Origin of the sequence: Oryzihumus sp., assembly GCF_036391795.1 — a bacterium.
In the GTDB taxonomy this organism is placed as follows: domain Bacteria; phylum Actinomycetota; class Actinomycetes; order Actinomycetales; family Dermatophilaceae; genus Oryzihumus.
Genome location: NZ_DASVZH010000058.1, coordinates 1 through 15,982 on the forward strand (window position 1 = coordinate 1; position 15,982 = coordinate 15,982).

At 73.3% G+C, this 15,982-nt stretch carries 17 protein-coding genes; 9 read left to right on the top strand and 8 right to left on the bottom strand.

The window, feature by feature from the left end:
• The 3 genes from VF825_RS03305 to VF825_RS03315 form a co-directional block, all read right to left on the bottom strand.
• A partial coding sequence (locus tag VF825_RS03305) for a heavy metal translocating P-type ATPase (RefSeq protein WP_331110116.1) occupies positions 1-1,451 on the bottom strand: 1,451 nt, incomplete at its 3' end.
• Between the two features lie 165 nt (positions 1,452-1,616).
• Positions 1,617-2,126, bottom strand: coding sequence for an SRPBCC family protein (locus VF825_RS03310; RefSeq protein WP_331110149.1), 510 nt, complete (start codon positions 2,124-2,126; stop codon positions 1,617-1,619).
• 2 nt (positions 2,127-2,128) lie between these two features.
• On the bottom strand, positions 2,129-3,622 hold the full coding sequence (locus tag VF825_RS03315) for a multicopper oxidase family protein (RefSeq protein ID WP_331110118.1): 1,494 nt from the start codon (positions 3,620-3,622) through the stop codon (positions 2,129-2,131).
• Positions 3,623-3,811: 189 nt separating this feature from the next.
• Between VF825_RS03315 and VF825_RS03320 the strand changes: the two genes are divergently transcribed.
• The 4 genes from VF825_RS03320 to VF825_RS03335 all read left to right on the top strand — a co-directional run bounded on the left by VF825_RS03320 (position 3,812) and on the right by VF825_RS03335 (position 7,253).
• Positions 3,812-4,072 carry an SHOCT domain-containing protein gene (locus tag VF825_RS03320; RefSeq protein ID WP_331110120.1) on the top strand — a complete coding sequence of 87 codons (261 nt, stop codon included), beginning with the start codon at positions 3,812-3,814 and terminating at the stop codon, positions 4,070-4,072.
• A 37-nt stretch (positions 4,073-4,109) separates the two neighbouring features.
• Positions 4,110-4,808 carry a response regulator transcription factor gene (locus tag VF825_RS03325; RefSeq protein WP_331110122.1) on the top strand — a complete coding sequence of 233 codons (699 nt, stop codon included), beginning with the start codon at positions 4,110-4,112 and terminating at the stop codon, positions 4,806-4,808.
• Complete coding sequence (locus VF825_RS03330) at positions 4,805-5,932, top strand: sensor histidine kinase (protein ID WP_331110124.1); 1,128 nt, start codon at positions 4,805-4,807, stop codon at positions 5,930-5,932. The genes VF825_RS03325 and VF825_RS03330 overlap by 4 nt, the downstream gene beginning before the upstream one ends.
• Before the next feature lie 88 nt (positions 5,933-6,020).
• Positions 6,021-7,253, top strand: coding sequence for an MFS transporter (locus VF825_RS03335; RefSeq protein WP_331110126.1), 1,233 nt, complete (start codon positions 6,021-6,023; stop codon positions 7,251-7,253).
• 47 nt (positions 7,254-7,300) lie between these two features.
• Here VF825_RS03335 and VF825_RS03340 read toward each other — a convergent pair whose 3' ends face one another.
• Complete coding sequence (locus tag VF825_RS03340) at positions 7,301-7,669, bottom strand: metalloregulator ArsR/SmtB family transcription factor (RefSeq protein ID WP_331110128.1); 369 nt, start codon at positions 7,667-7,669, stop codon at positions 7,301-7,303.
• Between the two features lie 55 nt (positions 7,670-7,724).
• On the opposite strand from VF825_RS03340, the gene VF825_RS03345 reads away from it, so the two are divergent.
• Positions 7,725-8,780: a cation diffusion facilitator family transporter gene (locus VF825_RS03345; protein WP_331110130.1), complete on the top strand. Its 1,056-nt coding sequence runs from the start codon at positions 7,725-7,727 to the stop codon at positions 8,778-8,780.
• 27 nt (positions 8,781-8,807) lie between these two features.
• Here the strand turns inward: VF825_RS03345 and VF825_RS03350 are convergent, their stop codons facing one another.
• The 3 genes from VF825_RS03350 to VF825_RS03360 form a co-directional block, all read right to left on the bottom strand.
• The gene (locus VF825_RS03350; RefSeq protein WP_331110132.1) at positions 8,808-9,992 is read right to left on the bottom strand and encodes an LLM class flavin-dependent oxidoreductase; all 1,185 of its coding nucleotides are present in this window, start codon (positions 9,990-9,992) and stop codon (positions 8,808-8,810) included.
• 137 nt (positions 9,993-10,129) lie between these two features.
• A complete protein-coding gene (locus VF825_RS03355) occupies positions 10,130-10,534 on the bottom strand; it encodes a YjbQ family protein (RefSeq protein WP_331110134.1) in 405 nt (134 codons plus the stop codon).
• 25 nt (positions 10,535-10,559) lie between these two features.
• Positions 10,560-12,656: a fibronectin type III domain-containing protein gene (locus VF825_RS03360; RefSeq protein WP_331110136.1), complete on the bottom strand. Its 2,097-nt coding sequence runs from the start codon at positions 12,654-12,656 to the stop codon at positions 10,560-10,562.
• A 271-nt stretch (positions 12,657-12,927) separates the two neighbouring features.
• On the opposite strand from VF825_RS03360, the gene VF825_RS03365 reads away from it, so the two are divergent.
• The 4 genes from VF825_RS03365 to VF825_RS03380 all read left to right on the top strand — a co-directional run bounded on the left by VF825_RS03365 (position 12,928) and on the right by VF825_RS03380 (position 15,340).
• Positions 12,928-13,455 (top strand): CrcB family protein, encoded by a 528-nt coding sequence (locus VF825_RS03365; RefSeq protein ID WP_331110138.1) that lies wholly within the window; start codon positions 12,928-12,930, stop codon positions 13,453-13,455.
• Positions 13,452-13,823 carry a DUF190 domain-containing protein gene (locus VF825_RS03370; protein WP_331110140.1) on the top strand — a complete coding sequence of 124 codons (372 nt, stop codon included), beginning with the start codon at positions 13,452-13,454 and terminating at the stop codon, positions 13,821-13,823. Before VF825_RS03365 ends, VF825_RS03370 begins: the two co-directional genes overlap by 4 nt.
• Entirely contained in the window at positions 13,820-14,191 is a 372-nt protein-coding gene (gene crcB, locus VF825_RS03375; protein WP_331110142.1) for a fluoride efflux transporter CrcB, read from the top strand. Before VF825_RS03370 ends, crcB begins: the two co-directional genes overlap by 4 nt.
• 120 nt (positions 14,192-14,311) lie before the next feature.
• Entirely contained in the window at positions 14,312-15,340 is a 1,029-nt protein-coding gene (locus VF825_RS03380) for an N-acetyltransferase (RefSeq protein ID WP_331110144.1), read from the top strand.
• Between the two features lie 51 nt (positions 15,341-15,391).
• Here the strand turns inward: VF825_RS03380 and VF825_RS03385 are convergent.
• Positions 15,392-15,982, bottom strand: a 591-nt coding sequence (locus VF825_RS03385) for a DUF4232 domain-containing protein (RefSeq protein WP_331110146.1), incomplete at its 5' end; no start/stop codon positions are given.

Sequence of the window (15,982 nt, forward strand, 5' to 3'; positions counted from 1 at the left end):
ATGACGTTTGTTACTTCGGGCTCGCCCCTGGTCAGGGTGCCGGTCTTGTCCATGACCACCGCCTGGATGCGGGCGGCGGTCTCCAGCGCCATCGCGTTCTTGAACAGCACGCCGCGCCTGGCGCCGAGGCCGCTGCCGACCATGATCGCGGTCGGGGTGGCCAGGCCGAGTGCGTCAGGGCAGGTGACGACCACCACCGTGATGGCGAAGAGCAAGGCGGTCTCGAGGCCGGCGCCTGTCGCCAGCCACGCCAGCAACGTGGCTGTCCCACCGAGCAGGGCCACCAGCACCAGCCAGAACGCGGCACGGTCAGCCAGCCGCTGCCCGGGCGCCTTGGAGTTCTGCGCCTCCTGCACGAGCGCCACGATCTGCGCCAGGGCGGTGTCCGCACCGACCTTGGTGGCGCGCACCCGCAGCGTGCCGGTGGTGTTGACCGATGCACCGATCACCTCCGAGCCGGCCGCCTTGGCGACCGGCAGGCTCTCCCCGGTCACCATGGACTCGTCCACCTCGGACTCCCCGTCCTCGACGACGCCGTCCACCGGGACCTTCCCGCCCGGGCGGATGAGCAGCAGGTCACCCACGGCAACCTGCTGGGTGGGCACCTCCAGCGGCTGCCCGTCCCGCAGGACCAGCGCCATCGGCGGCGCCAGCTCCAGCAGCGAGCGGATCGCGTCGTTGGCCCCACCGCGGGCCCGCATCTCGAACCAGTGCCCGAGCAGGACGAACGCGGTCAGGACGGTGGCCGCCTCGTAGAACACGTCGCCGCCACCCGTCAGGGTCACCGCCACGCTGTACAGCCAGCCCGCACCGACCGCCACCGCGACCAGCACCATCATGTCCAGGGTCCGCGCCGTCAACGCCTGCCACGCGCCGGCGAAGAAGATCCAGGCCGAGTAGAACACCACCGGCAGGGACAACAGCAGGGAGAACACGTCGTCGCGCATGCCGAACGGTGCTGGAACGTGGAAACCCAGCACCTCGCGGCCGATCGGCGACCACAGCAGCACCGGCACCGAGAGCACGGCTGCGACCACGAACCGGTTGCGCAGGTCCGCCACCATCGCCGCCATCGACACGTCGGCACCGTGGGGACCGGGCTCTGCCACAGGAGTCGGCGGCACGGGTGCCGCTCCGGTGACCGGCCCCGGTGACGGTGCGGCGGCCACCGGCGCGGCAGGCGGCCCTCCCGGCTCGACCAGCGGGTCGCACACGTGGTGGGGCACCGACAGCCCGGCGCAGTGGTAGCCGCAGTCGCGCACCCACCCGGCCAGCTCGGCCACCGACGTACGGGCCGGGTCGTAGGTCACTGTCGCGGTCTGGGCCACGGCGTTGGCGTCAACCGCCCGCACGCCGGGTCGCCGGGACAGGACCTTCTGCACCACCGCATCGGACGTGGCCCAGTTCAGGCCGCCTACCTCCAGCACCACGGTGCGGGTCGTCTCCTCCACCGCTGCCTCCAACGTCGGGCTTGCCGCCACCGAGTGCGAGGGGCGGCAACCGGCGGCAGGCCGCTGAGGTCAGCCTGACGCGGACGGCCTGCACCCCTCAGGGCGTTGGTCCCGCCGGGCCGCCCGGCCAGGTCGACCCGGCCACGGCCATGGGGGCAGCGGCGCTCAGGAGCCGTGCCGGTCCTCGAGGAGCTGCGTGAGGTCCACGAGTCGCTGCTCGAGCCGTGGCCCGAGGCGCCGCTCCAAGACCGGCACGAGCACGCGGCGCAGGACGCGGGGACGCAACGTCTCGCGCTGCCGCAGGAGGCTCCCGTGGCCGGCGGTGAGGACGTCGTAGGTCAGGTGCCCCGTGAACCAGCGGCTGTGGAAGTCCATCCCCAGCCGGTGCGGCTCGTCCGCCTCGGTGACCACGCTGTCCACCGTCAACCACCAGCCGGGCCCAAGCCGGACGCGCTCGTGCCAGCGGGTCCCCACGCCGGTCGGCCCACTGGGCTCCTTGACCATGGTCACCCTCGCTCGTCGTGGGATGGGCTCGGCGTCCTGGATGTCCGCCAGCAGCTCGTACACGGCGGCCGCCGGGCGGGTGGTGGTCATGGACAGGTCGAACCGGCACGTGCCCGCTGCGTGCTCCCCGGAGGCGAACATCCCGCGCATACCCATGGGGCCGGCCCACATGCTCACGTGAGGTAGTCCAGGCGGGTCATCATCCCCGCCTCCGCGTGGTAGGCGTTGTGGCAGTGCACCATCCACCGCCCCGGGTTGTCGGCCAGCAGGTCAACCTCGAGACCAGCCATCGGCGGGACCAGGACGGTGTCCTTGCGTGGCCCGGTCCCGCCGGCCGGGCCGAGCTGGAACGTGTGCCCGTGCACGTGCAGTGGGTGGCTCATCATCGAGGCGTTGCGGATGCGCAGCCGGGTGGTCTGCCCCTGGTGCACCGTCAGCGGCGCGGTGTCGTCGTACGTGCGCCCGTTGATGGTCCACACGTAGCTGCCCATGCCGCCCGCGAGCGTGACGTCCTGGGTGGTGGCCGGCTCGGCCCTGGGCAGTGGCGAGCCCGGTGCCGCCTGCAGGTCCATCGCGGTCAGCGGCTGGCCGTCCAGCTCGCCCGGCGCGAGGCCAGCAGCCGGCGCCGACCCATTGGCGGTGCGTACGAGGGCCCGGGCCAGGCCCGGCTTGCCGTACGGCCGGGCGACCAGCGGGAACACCCCGTCCTGCAGGGTGACCACCGCGTCGTACCGCTCCCCCATGCCCAGGCGGACCGAGGACGCGGCGGCCGGCTGCACCGGTCGCCCGTCGGTGTGCGTGACGTGCAGCTGGTGCCCGGCCAGGGCGACGTCGAAGATCGTGTCGGCGGCGGCGTTGATGATCCGCAACCGGACGCGCTGCCCGGGCTTGGCCCGCAGCACGTCCGGGTCGGTGGGTGGCCTCCCGTTGACCAGGTACAGCGGGTAGGCGACGTCGCCGCCGTCCCCACCCATCCCCCTGGCCCCGTTGCCCGGGTTGCCCATGCCCATGGGCCCGTCGCCCATGGACATCCCGCCCATCGAGCCGCCGTTGCGCTTGAGGTTGCTGTAGATCTGCTCCGGGGACGGCCCGACCCCATCGGTCCAGTCATCGAGGACGACCACCCACTCCGCGTCATGACCGCCGGGCTCCCGCGGGTCGTCGATGATGAACGGGGCGTAGAGGCCACGGTCGAGCTGCAGCCCGGTGTGCGGGTGGAACCAGTAGGTGCCCGGGTCGGGGACGACGAAGTCGAAGCCGAACCGGCCGCCTGGCGCCACCGGCTGGTTGGTCAGGTGCGGGACGCCGTCCATGTCGTTGCGGATGCCCAACCCGTGCCAGTGCACGCTGGTCTCCTGCGGCAGCTGGTTGGCGAAGTCCACCCGGACCCGGTCCCCGGCTGTGGCGCGCAGCAGCCGGCCGGGCAGCGCGCCGCCGTAGGTCCACGTGTCGACCACGCGCCCGCCCAGGCCCACCTGGGCGGGCCGGGCCACCAGCCGGTATGCGCGGGTGCCTCCGCTGCGGGGGCGGCGTGCGTCCGCGGCGGCGATCGCCGCGGCACCGACCGGTCGCTCGCTGGTGCCGCATGCCGCCAGGGTCAGGGCACCGGCGCCCAGGCCGAGGACACCGGTCAGTACCGTGCGACGAGTCAGAGGGGTTGACGTCATGCCCTCACTCTCGGACGCGCGTCCGGCAGGAACCGTGAAGCCTCCATGAAGGTTCCATCAAGAACGCCGACACCATCGGTCTTGACCAAACCTTCATGGCTTCACCGGCTGACCGACATGCGGCCCGCGCACGCTGGAAGCGAACCGGGAGGCCACCAGGACCACCCGGGGAACCTCGAGGAGGTCACCATGATGGGTTGGTACGACGGCGGGTCGTGGTGGTTCGGCATGGTCTTCATGGTCCTGTTCTGGGGCGTCATCGTCGGGGTCATCGTGTGGGGCATCGCCCGCCTGACCCAGCGACCCCAGGACAACACCCCGCCCCACGTGGAGTCGCCGCGGCAGATCCTCGACCGCCGCTTCGCGTCCGGGGAGCTCACCGAGGAGCAGTACGCCGCGGCGCGCCGGGCCCTGGACGGGCGCAGCGTGGACGAGGTACCTCGCAGCTAGGCTCACGCCCGGGCCCACACCGTCACAAGGAGCGCCGATGGCCGAGCCGCTGCACGTGCTGGTCGTGGACGACGAGACCGACCTGGCCAACGTGGTGGCCGGCTATCTGCGCCGGGAGGGTTTCACGGTCGAGCTGGCCCACGACGGGCCGGGCGCCGTGGCGAAGGCCCGAGCCCAGCCGCCCGACCTCGTGGTCCTGGACATCATGTTGCCCGGTTTCGACGGCATCGAGGTGGCCCGGCAGCTGCGCGGCTTCACGGACGCCTACATCATCATGCTCACGGCCAAGGACGAAGAGGTCGACAAGGTCGTCGGACTGTCCGTGGGCGCCGACGACTACCTGGTCAAGCCGTTCTCCCCACGCGAGCTCATCGCCCGCGTGCGGGCCATGCTCCGACGACCCCGCACCGGGCCTGCCGTCCCGCAGACCTCCACCACGGTGCGCTTCGCCGATGTCGTCGTCGACCTCGAGTCGCGGCAGGTGACCCGCGCGGGGGAACCGGTGCCGTTGACGCGGACCGAGTTCGACCTGCTTGCCGCCCTGGCCGAACGTCCGCGGGCCGCGTTCACCCGTCGGCAGCTGCTCGACGCAGCATGGGGCGAGGGCTGGTACGGCGACGAGCACGTCGTCGACGTGCACATCGCCCACGTGCGGGACAAGCTCGGCGACGACGCGGCCACTCCCCGCTACATCCGCACCGTCCGCGGCGTCGGCTACGGGCTGGCCGGCCGGTGACCCGGACCGGGCGCGACAGGAGCCTGATCACCCGGCTCCTGCTCGCCCAGGTGCTGGTCATCGCGGCGGGGTCGCTGACCCTGACCGTCACGGCGGTCCTGGTGGCCCCCGGCCTGTTCCGGACGCACCTGGCCCAGGCCGGGCACGTCGAACCCGGCGTGCGTCAGCACGCCGAGGAGGCGTTCGCCTCCTCCTTCGTCCTCTCCCTGTCCGTGGCCACCCTGGCCGCGCTGCTGGCTGCCGGTGCCATCTCCTGGCTGCTGGTGCGGCGCATCGCCACCCCCGTGCAGCAGCTCGCCGACGCCGCGGACGCCGTGGCCTCGGGCCGGTACGACGTCAGGGTTCCCGCCGTGACCTTCGGTCGGGAGCTGGAGCAGCTGTCGGGGGCCTTCGCGCACATGGCCCACCGGCTCGCCGACACCGACGCCGCCCGCACGCGAATGCTGGCCGACCTCGCCCACGAGCTGCGCACCCCGCTGGCGACCCTCGCGGCATACATCGACGGACTGGAGGACGGGGTCATCGACCCCGACCACGATGCGTGGGTGACGATGCGCAACCAGGTGGAGCGGCTGCGCCGGCTGGCTACCGACGTGCGCCAGGTCGCCGCCGCCCAGGAGGGTCTCGACCTCCGCTTCGTGGCCGTGGACCCGGTCGCCCTTGCCCACTCGGCCGTGGCCGCCGCCATGCCCGCCTACACCGCCCGCGGTGTCGAGCTGACCTACCAGGGGCCGGACTCGGCCCCGCTGACCACGGGCGACCCCGGTCGGCTGGGGCAGGTGCTGGCCAACCTGCTGGACAACGCTCTGCGCCACACCTCGCCCGGCGGTCACGTGAGGCTGGCTCTCGAGCCTCGCGAGGATGAGCTCGGGCTGACCGTCGCCGACGACGGCGAGGGCCTGGCCCCCGACGAGCTCGAGGCGATCTTCGAACGCTTCCACCGGGTCGACCCCGCTCGCGGGGACCGGGACGGCAGCGGCAGCGGGTTGGGCCTCACCATCGCCCGGGCCATCGCGCATGGCCACGGCGGGACGCTGACCGCCACCAGCGCCGGGCCCGGGCGCGGGGCCGCCTTCACCCTTGCCCTTCCGTGGGACGCGCGGGCCGGCAGCGAACCCGACTGACCGGCTGCCGGCAGCGCCGGGCCCGGTCGAGGTGGCGAAACGGTGGGCCCCTGCCCGGTCCAGCACCGGATCTGGCAGGTTGGCTCGTGTGGACACAGACCAGCACACATCGCCGGCCTCGCGTGGCTGGCTGACCCACAACCTCAAGGTGCTGTCGGGGGTGTCGCTGCTGCAGGACGCCGCGAGCGAGCTCCTCTACCCGATCCTGCCGATCTTCCTCACCGTCACCCTCGGCGCGCCCGCGGCGGTCGTGGGGGTCACCGAGGGCCTCGCGGAGGGGGCGGCCAGCCTGACCAAACTGGCGGGCGGCTTCCTCGGCGACCGCTTCCACAAGCGCCCCCTGGTGGGAGCCGGCTACGGCCTGGCCGCGGTCGGCAAGCTCGTCATCGCCCTGGCGTTCACCTGGCCGGTGGTGCTGTGCGGCCGGGTGCTGGACCGTCTCGGCAAGGGGGTGCGCGGCGCTCCCCGTGACGCGTTGCTCGTGGAGGGCGTGCCGGCCGGCGCGCTGGGGCGGGCGTTCGGGCTCCACCGCACCGCCGACACCCTCGGGGCGGTCATCGGCCCCTTGGTCGGGCTCGGGCTGTACGAGCTGCTCGGCCACCAGATACGCCCGCTGCTGTTCGCCGCCGTGCTGCCCGCCGTTGCGAGCGTCGTGCTCGTCGGCGCGGTCCGGGAGCGACGCCGGCAGGGACCACGACCGGTCCGGCCGCCCCTGTTCGCCGGGCGCCGGGAGATGCCCCGCCGGTACTGGGAGGTCCTCGGCGTCATCGGGGCGTTCAGCCTGGTGAACTTCCCCGACGCGCTGCTGCTGTTGCGGCTGCACGAGATCGGGTTCTCCGTGGTTGGCCTGTTCCTCGCCTATGTCGGCTACAACCTCGTGTATGCCGTGGCCAGCTACCCGGCCGGACTGCTCTCGGACCGGCTCTCGCGCCCGCGGGTGTTCGGCGTGGGACTGGTCTTCTTCGCCAGCGGCTACATCGGCCTGGGCCTGACGCACGACCATCGGATCGCGTGGGTGGTGCTGGCCCTCTACGGGGTGTTCACCGCCTGCACGGACGGTGTGGGCAAGGCCTGGGTCTCGAGCCTCGCTCCGGCCGCACACCAAAGCAGCGCGCAGGGGATCTTCCAGGGGCTGACCGGGCTGGCCGTGCTGTGCGCCGGGCTGTGGGCGGGCCTGCTCTGGGGTGCCGACGGAGGCCTTCCCCTGCTCGTCTCCGGAGTCTCAGGAGCGCTCATCGCGGTCATGTTGCTCGTGACCGGCGGGCCGGGTGGGGCACCCCGAGGCCGCCTGCGCGCCGGACGTCGCCCACCACCCGCATGACCCCTGCGCCCGAGCCTGGTCGCGCTGGGTGCGCAGGGGTTGAGGCATCACCTGGTCGCTGGATGCGCATGTGCATGACCGTCCCCGTCTGCCACGTCGCCGTCGGTGTGCTCGGCGTGGAAGAGGGCCTCCTCGAGCAGCGCGCGAACGTGCTCGTCGGCCGCCGAGTAGTAGATGAAGTTGCCCTCACGGCGCCCGCGGACCAGCTGGGCGAGCCGCAGCTTGGCCAGGTGCTGGCTGACCGCGGTGGGGGTGGCGTTCACCAGCCCGGCCAGGCAGCTGACGTTGGACTCGCCCTGCAGCAGCGCCCACAGGATCTTGATGCGCGTGGGGTCGGCCAGCATGCGAAAGCCCTCGGCGGCGAGGTGCGCCTGCTCGTCACCGGGGATCGTCAGGTCGGGCAGGTCCTGGTGCATACCGTCATGCTACGCAGGCGACTACCTGCGCAGGTGTGAAGGTAGTCTGGTGCTCATGCCTCCCCGCGGCGCCGCCGGACACCACGTTGACCACGACCACCACCACGACCACGCCCCTGGGGCTGGGCACGACCACCCGGCCTCGGGCTGGCGCGGGCTGCTCCACGCCCTGGAGGACCTGGTCAGGCCGCACTCCCACGAGGGGCTCGAGCGCACCGACGCGGCCATGGAGACCTCTCGCGAGGGCATGCGCGTCATCTGGATCTCCCTGGCAGCCCTCGGGGTGACCGCCGCACTGCAGGCGGTCGTCGTCGTGCTGTCAGGGAGTGTCGCCCTGCTGGGCGACACCTTGCACAACGCCGTCGACGCCCTGACGGCCGTGCCGCTGGGCATTGCCTTCACCGTCGGACGTCGCGCAGCGACCCGCCGCTACACCTACGGCTACGGCCGCGCCGAGGACCTCGCTGGCATCGTCATCGTCGCCCTCATCGCCCTGTCATCCCTCCTGGCCGGGTTCGAGGCGATCCGCCGGCTGGCGCACCCCCAGCCGGTCAGCCACCTGTGGGCAGTCGCCGCCGCCGGGGTCATCGGCTTCCTCGGCAACGAGCTCGTGGCCCGGTACCGCATCCGGGTCGGGCAGCGCATCGGGTCGGCGGCGCTCATGGCCGACGGCCTGCATGCCCGCACCGATGGCTTCACCTCGCTGGCCGTCGTGCTCGGAGCCGGCGGGGTCGCCATGGGTTGGCAGCTGGCCGACCCGATCATCGGCCTGCTCATCACCGTCGCCATCGCCCTCGTCCTGCGTGATGCCGCCAGGGAGGTGTATCGCCGCCTCATGGATGCGGTGGACCCCCAGCTCGTCGCGACGGCCGAGACGGTGCTCCAGTCCGTTCCCGGGGTCCTGGATGTCGGGCAGCTGCGGATGCGCTGGATCGGGCACGAGCTGCACGCCGACGCCGACGTGGTGCTCGACCCGGAGCTGTCGCTCGGCGAAGCCCATCAGCTCACGGTCCACGCGGAGCGGGAGCTGACCCAGGCGCTGCCACGTCTGGGCGGAGCCGTGATCCACGCGGACCCGCACACACACCGGGGACGCGAGCACCACGTCTGACCGAGCGGCGCACGGCACCGTCGCCGGTCAGGAAGTGCTCGCCGGCGACCCCGGGTCGTCGAGCCTGGCCAGGGCCCGAGCGATGGTGCGGGTGGCGCGGAGCGCGATCAGCGCGGCGCGGGGCGAGACCAGCCCGGAGATCGGTGCCATGACGACGTGCCTGAGCCCGGCCTCGCCGTAGGCCGCCAGTGTGCGCGCCGCCTGGGCCGGGGTCCCCCACAGCAGAGGTCCCTCGGTCAGCAGCTCTCGCGGTACGGCGGCGATGGCCCGGTCCAGGGTGGGCCGATCGAAGCGCTCCGGCAGGAAGTCCCGCATGCCGTCGAAGTCGTCTCCGAAGGGGTGTTCGGCGCCGAGCTCGCTCCAGCGGGCTGCGGGCATGGCCAGGGCAAGCGACCGGATCACCTTGGTGTCCAGCATTTCCCGGGCTTCCGCCTGGGTGCGGCCGATGACCGTGAACCGGTGCAGGGCGGGAGTGATCGCCTCGGGGTCCCGCCCGGCGTCCCGTGCGGCCTTCCTGACCGTGGCGAGCTTGGCGGCATACTCCTGCGGGGTGCTGACCATCGTGGGATACCACCCGTCGCCGTAGGCCCCGGTCAGGGCCAGCGTGCGCGGGCCGTGCGCGGCCACCCAGATCTGCGGCACCCGCCCGGCCGGCGCCTTCAGGTCCATACGTGCCCCGTCGAGCCGGAAGTGCCGCCCGGTGAATTCGAGGGGGCCGGTCGACGTCAGGCACAGCCGGATGACCTGCAGGGCCTCCTCCAGGCGTTCGGCGGGGTGCGAGGAGTCCAGCCCGTACGGCTCGAGGTTCAGCAGCTCACCCGCTCCAATGCCCAGGATGGGCGGGCGCCTGGTCAGGTGCGCGACGGTCATCATGGCCTGGGCGATGAGGACGGGGTGGCGGCGGATCGGGTCGGTGACGCCCACCCCGACCTGCATGCGCCCGGCGCGGGAGGCGAGGTCGCCCAACAGGGCCTGGTAGTCGAAGAACTCATGCGGTGTCGGCCGGCGAGCCGCCAGCCAGGTCAGGTCCCGGTCCCACAGCGCCGTCGGGAAGATGTTGGCGAAGTGGTCGATGGTGAGGACGGAGTCGAGCCCCATGAGACGGGCGAGCCTTACGTAGCCGCGGGTCAGGCCCAGCGGAGGCTGTGTCCCGACCTGGATCCCCACGGCGATCCGCGCCCGGGTGGAGCTCCTCCTGGATCGTGCCGGCACCGTGGTCACCTCCGCCCGTGTTGCCCCTGTGTGACTCATTGGAGCGCGTCGACGACGAACAGCCGAGGACCTTGGTCGTCGCATCGGCCGCCCGGCGGAGGTCACCGCGGCCCGGGGCTGACCCGGGCCGGGCCGGCTCAGCCCGGCAGGAAGCTCAGGCGCACCTGCCGGACCGCGTTGTCCACGTTGAGGTCGACCAGGCAGATGCTCTGCCAGGTGCCGAGCGCCAGCCGGCCGCCCAGGACCGGCACGGTGGCGTAGGGCGGGACGAGGGCGGGCAGGACGTGGGAGCGCCCGTGCCCGGGGCTGCCGTGGCGGTGACGCCACCGGTCATCGGCCGGCAGCAGCTCGCGCAGCGTGGCGAGCAGGTCCTCGTCGCTGCCCACGCCCACCTCCAGGATCGCCAGGCCGGCCGTGGCATGCGGGACGAACACGTGCAGCAGTCCGTCACCGAGGCCGGAGACGAACCTCGCGCAGTCGTCGGTGAGGTCCAGGACGACGTCGTCCCGGCCGGTCCGGTAGTCCCTGGTCTCGGTGCGCATGCCCCCATGCTGCCAAGGCCGGCCGTCACGGCACCGAGACGGTCACCTTGTTGGACAGCTGCCCGCTGCCGATCGCGTTGACCGCCTTGACCTGGTAGACGTGCGTGCCGCTGGGTGGCGTGCTGTCGGTGTACGAGGTCGGCCCGCTGGACGTGGCCGTGAGGGTCACGAGCCGCACGCCGTCCCGCAGCACGACGTACTTCGTGATCGGGGAGCCGCCGTCGGAGGGGACGGTCCACGTCAGGGCCACCGCGGGGCCGGCGACGAGCTTGCCGCTGAGGGTCGGAGGGCCGGGCTTGCCCGCCGTGAGGGTCGCATAGACCTCGGCCGATGACGGGCCTGCGCCCACGGAGTTCACCGCCTTGACCACGTAGTAGTAGGTCGTGCCCGCGGTCAGGCCGAGCTGGTCGTCGTACGAGGTCGTCGTCACGGTGGCGACGGGGTTGGCCAGGTCCTCCGCTCCCTTGGCCGTGCCGCGGAAGACCCGGTATGCCGTGACCGTCGCCCCGCCGTCGCTCGCCGGCGGGTTCCACTGCAGGTGGATCCAGCCGCCCTGGTTGCTGGCCGTCACCGACGTCGGGGCCCCGGGCACGGTCGCGGTGGTGCTGCCGGTCGGCGTGGCCGACGCCTCCGCCGAGGGGTCGCTCGCCCCGACACCGTTGGTGGCCACGACGACGTAGTAGTACGTGCTGCCGTTGGTCGCCGTGGTGTCGGTGAAGGTCAGCGTGCTGTTGGACAGCGTCGCGAGCGGGGTCCCGGCGAGGCGCTCGCCCCCGGGCGTGGTGGCGCGGTAGACCTTGTACTTCTTCAGCGCCGAGCCGCGGTCGCTGGACGGTGCCGACCACGAGAGCCGCACCTGGTTGTCGCCGGGGCTGGCCACCAGGCCGGTCGGCGGCAGCGGGGTGCTCACCAGCGAGGAGTCGAGGAACATCGCGAAGTGCGGCTGCGCGACGCCGGCGATCTTGCTGAAGTCCCCGCCCACGTAGAGGTGGGTGGCGTCCGTGGCCAGCGCCCACGGCCCCTGCGAGCTGTTGATGTTGGGGGCGAAGGACGACAGCGCCCCCGTGGCGGGGTCGACCGCGGCGAGCTTGTAGCGGGTCTGGCCCAGGAACGAGCCCGTGCCGCTGAAGTGCCCTGCGCAGTACAGCTGCCCGCCGGTGAGGCGGACCGACTGCATGTTGCCGTTGCTGTGGTCGCTCCAGACCAGCGCGCCCGAGGTGACGTTCAGCGCCGCGCACGCCCCGCCGGAGCCGGCGGTGGCCGTGTAGACCCGCGCCCCGTCGGAGGTCAGGTCGAAGACCGGCGCGTAGGAGCCGGCGTTGGTCGCCGCCGCCTTGAAGCCGGTGTCCACCGCGCCCGTGCCGGACAGCGCGACCGCGGCCACCTTGTTCGTCGAGGCCTTCGCCGACACGGAGGTGAAGTCCCCGCCGAGGAAGAGCCGGGAGGTCCCGTCCGCGGCGACGGTGAGCGCCCGGACCCGGCCGTCGGGCGCGGGCGTCCAGGAGGCGTCCACGGCGCCGGTGGAGGCGTCCACTTTCGCCACGTAGGCCTGCGAGGTGCCACCGCCACCGGAGACGCTGCTGAAGTTGCCGCCGGCGTAGACCGACCCGCTGCTCCAGGCGACGGCGTCCACCTGGCCGGTGCCGGCCACCGACGGGTTCCAGGCCCGCAACGCACCGGAGGTGGTGTCGAGCGCGGCCAGGCCCTTGCGGGTCTGGCCGTTGACCGTCCCGAAGGTGCCACCGAGGTAGAGCGTCGAGCCGCCGTCGGTGGCCAGCGAGGTGACCGTGTTGTTGGTGCCGCCGGCGAAGCTCAGGTCCGCCGCACCCGTGGTGGCCGAGAACACCGCGAGGTTCTGGGCCGGGTAGCTGCGTCCCGAGGGGTCGATGATGCTGCTGAACGTGCCCGCCACGAAGATGCGGTCGCCCACCGGCTGGATCGCCAGCACCCGCGGCACCCCCTGGGAGGCGCTGGTGGTCGTGTCCGGCCCGATCCCCCACGTCCGCGCGGGTGCGGCGGTGACGGCCGCATCGGCCGCGGGTGGCGCCACCAGCACCCCGGTCAGGCCGACCGCGGCCACCGTCACCGCCCTCACCACGTTGTGCCGCCATATCGCGACCATCGCCTACCCCTTCCGCCCGACCACCCGGAGCCCCCGTGGCCCGCGCTCACCATTACGCCGCAGCAGCGCGCGTCCGCCCTCGTCCTTCGTGCGTAAGCGCCTCGTCCTCGCCTACGCCTTCAGCGGGACGCTGGGTAGACTCGGCCCGTCGTACCGGCGGTGGGGCTCGCCGGACCCGAACCGTCGCCGGTGCACCGGCGGCCAACAGTCCCTACCTGCACACCGTGGTGCCCGCGCGCACCCACCCCTGTCCAGGTAGGAGGATCGTCCCGTGCCATCCCGTCCCCGGCTGTCCGCCCGCGAACCGGTCGACCCTGACCTCGACGACCGCCCCGACCGTCCGCCCCGCGGTCCCTCACCGCGGCGCCCCTCACGTCGCCGGCCCCGACCAGGCCACCTGCGCGACGAGGCCACCCTGCTGGGCACCATCGCCGTCGGCGGCGCGCTGGGCGCCCTCGCCCGGTTCGTCGCCGGGCGCGTCTGGGGCACCGGTGGTGCGGCCTTCCCGTGGACGACGTTGACCATCAACGTCGTCGGGTGCGCCCTGATCGGGGTGCTCATGGTGCTGGTCACCGATGTGTGGACCGGCCGGCGCCTGCTGCGACCGTTCGTCGGCACCGGAGTCCTCGGCGGCTTCACCACCTTCTCGACCTATGCGGTCGACATCCAGCGGCTGGCCACCGGCGGCCGCCCGCTCATCGCCCTGGCCTACCTGCTCGCCACCGTCGTCGCCGCCCTGGCCGCGGTGTGGGCGGCCGCGGTCGGCACCCGGGCGCTCGTCGAGAGGAGGGCCCGATGAGGCTCCACGGACCAGCCCTGCGGCTGACGGTCATGGTCGGCGAGTCCGACCGGTGGCACCACAAGCCGCTCTACACCGAGGTCGTCCACCGGGCGCACCGGGCCGGGCTGGCCGGCGCCACGGTGCTGCGCGGGATCGAGAGCTTCGGCGGGTCCAGCCGGATCCACACCACGCGGCTGCTCAGCCTCAGCGAGGACCTGCCGGTCGTGGTCGTCATCGTCGACACCGCCGACCGGGTGCGGGCCTTCCTGCCCGAGCTCGAGGAGCTGGTCGACGAGGGCCTGGTCACCCTCGAGGAGTGCGAGGTCGTCCGGTATGCCGGTCGCGAGCCGGAGCAGCCCGTCGCACCGGAGGAGGAGCACCGGTGACGGTGCTCCTGGTCGTGGCCGGCGCGGCGGTCGGTGCCCCGCTGCGCTTCCTCACCGACCGGTGGGTGCAGGGCCGGCACGACAGCGTCTTCCCGTGGGGGACGTTCGCGGTCAACGTCGTCGGCTGCCTGGTCATGGGCGCCGTGAGCGGCGCGGTGGGCGCGGGTGCCCCGGTGTCCCTGCGCAACGGACTGGGCACCGGCTTCTGCGGCGCCCTCACCACCTACTCCACGTTCTCCTACGAGACCCTGCGCCTGGCCGAGGACGACGCCCGGCTGCTGGCCCTCGCCAACGTCGTCGGGAGCATCGTCGTCGGTGTCGCCGCCGCGTTCCTCGGGGTGTGGCTGGGCCGGAAGACGTGGGGCTGACCGTGGGTGCTCGTCCCTCCGGACCGCGCGGGGCCTGACGGCCCGACAGCCCTGCCGCTCCCCCACTGCCGGCGACGGGCCGTCGTCACGGCCTGGGCCCGGTGCGGGACAATGGTCGCCATGGACGCCGCCCCAGCCCTGCCGGAGGACTGGACGTCCTCCACCCCCGACGCCTCCGACGTCACCGACCTTCTCGACCTGCTGCGCCGTCACGAGCGCACCGCTCGCGGCTGGCCGTCGGCCTCGCGCGTGGCCGTCGAGACCGAGGTCTGCGGTCGCGGCGCGGCGACCCGGCGCCACCTGCTGCTCCGCGACGGCTCCGGCGCGGCCCGGGGGTGGGCCACCGTGCACGACCGGGCGGCAGCCCGCGTCGTCATCGCCGTGGTCGTCGACCCGGACCTCGACGCCGGCCGCGCGGACGACGCCGCGGCATACCTGTTCGAGTGGGCGCGCGAGCAGGCGGCCGACCTCGGCCAGGAGCGTGGCGTCGAGGTGACCCAGATGGACAGCGGCGCGTTCGCCGACGACCCGCGCCAGCAGCTGTGGCTGACCGGCCGGGGCTTCCTGCGGATGCGCTCGTGGTGGCAGATGAGCCGGCCGGTGACCCCCGAGGAGGGCCACGACGACGCGTTCCCGCCGCCGAGCGAGGGGGTGGTCGTGCGCCTGGTGGCGCGGGAGGGCGACGCGATGCCGGACGAGGAGGACCTGCGCACGGTCCACGACATCCTCGAGACGTCCTTCACCGACCACTTCAACTCCCACCAGGAGTCCTTCGACGAGTTCGTCGCGCGGCTGCGCGAGGACCCCGGGCACCGCTGGGACCACTGGTGGATCGCCGAGCTCGAGCGGGACGGCATGACCCCGCTGCCGGTGGGCGCCCTCGTGGGCTCGGTCTCCCCCGGCACGGACGGCGAGCCGGACGGCAGCTACGTGGAGTACCTCGGGGTGCTGGCCGCCGCGCGGGGTCGCGGCGTGGCCCGTTCGCTGCTGCACGCCGTCATCGCCGACGCGGCGCGCCGGGGACGCGACCGGGTCGGCCTCGAGGTCGACGCGGACAGCCCCACCGGGGCCACCGCGCTCTACGAGGCCGTCGGGTTCGCCACGAGGTACGTCACCCAGTCCTGGCACCGCGACCTGCCCGTGGCCTGAGGCCGACGGTGGACTGAGGCGCCAGGCCGCGCGAGCCAGGACGTCGCCGGCTCAGCCGACGCTGCCCTGGTCCCCGGCCACGAACGGCGACACGGCCAGGAGGCCGCCGTCGCAGGGGTCGGCGACGGCCTGGACGGGGACGGGGTGGCTGTCCCCCGGCGGGGTGACGGTCAGGGACTGAGCCGCCGGGCAGGACGTCTGCCCACCCGCGGGCACGTGGCTGAAGCCGAGGTCGAAGGAGGCCACCTCCCCGGGGGCGAGCACGACCGTGGACGGCTTTCTGGCGGGGAAGGCCAGGTCACCGTCGTGCGTGGCGCGCGCGGGCAGGGCCGACCCGTCCTGGGCGACCAGGCCCACCGTGGGGAAGCCGTCGAGGGTGCACTCCGCGCCCCCGATGTTGCGCAGCGCCACCACGAGGTGGAGGTGGCCGGCACCGCCGTCCGAGCTCGCGAGGCGACCGGCGAGCGCCTGCCCGCGACACGGCATACCGGCGGTGGATGACGGGTCGCCGGTGGCCTGGGGGGCCTGCGACGCGCTCGCCTGCGACGCGCCGGCCGGCACCGTCACGGCCCGGGACGGTGCCGCCGACGACGGCACGGCCGTGGACGTCGTGGGCGCTGCCGCGCGGGGCACGACCGAGTC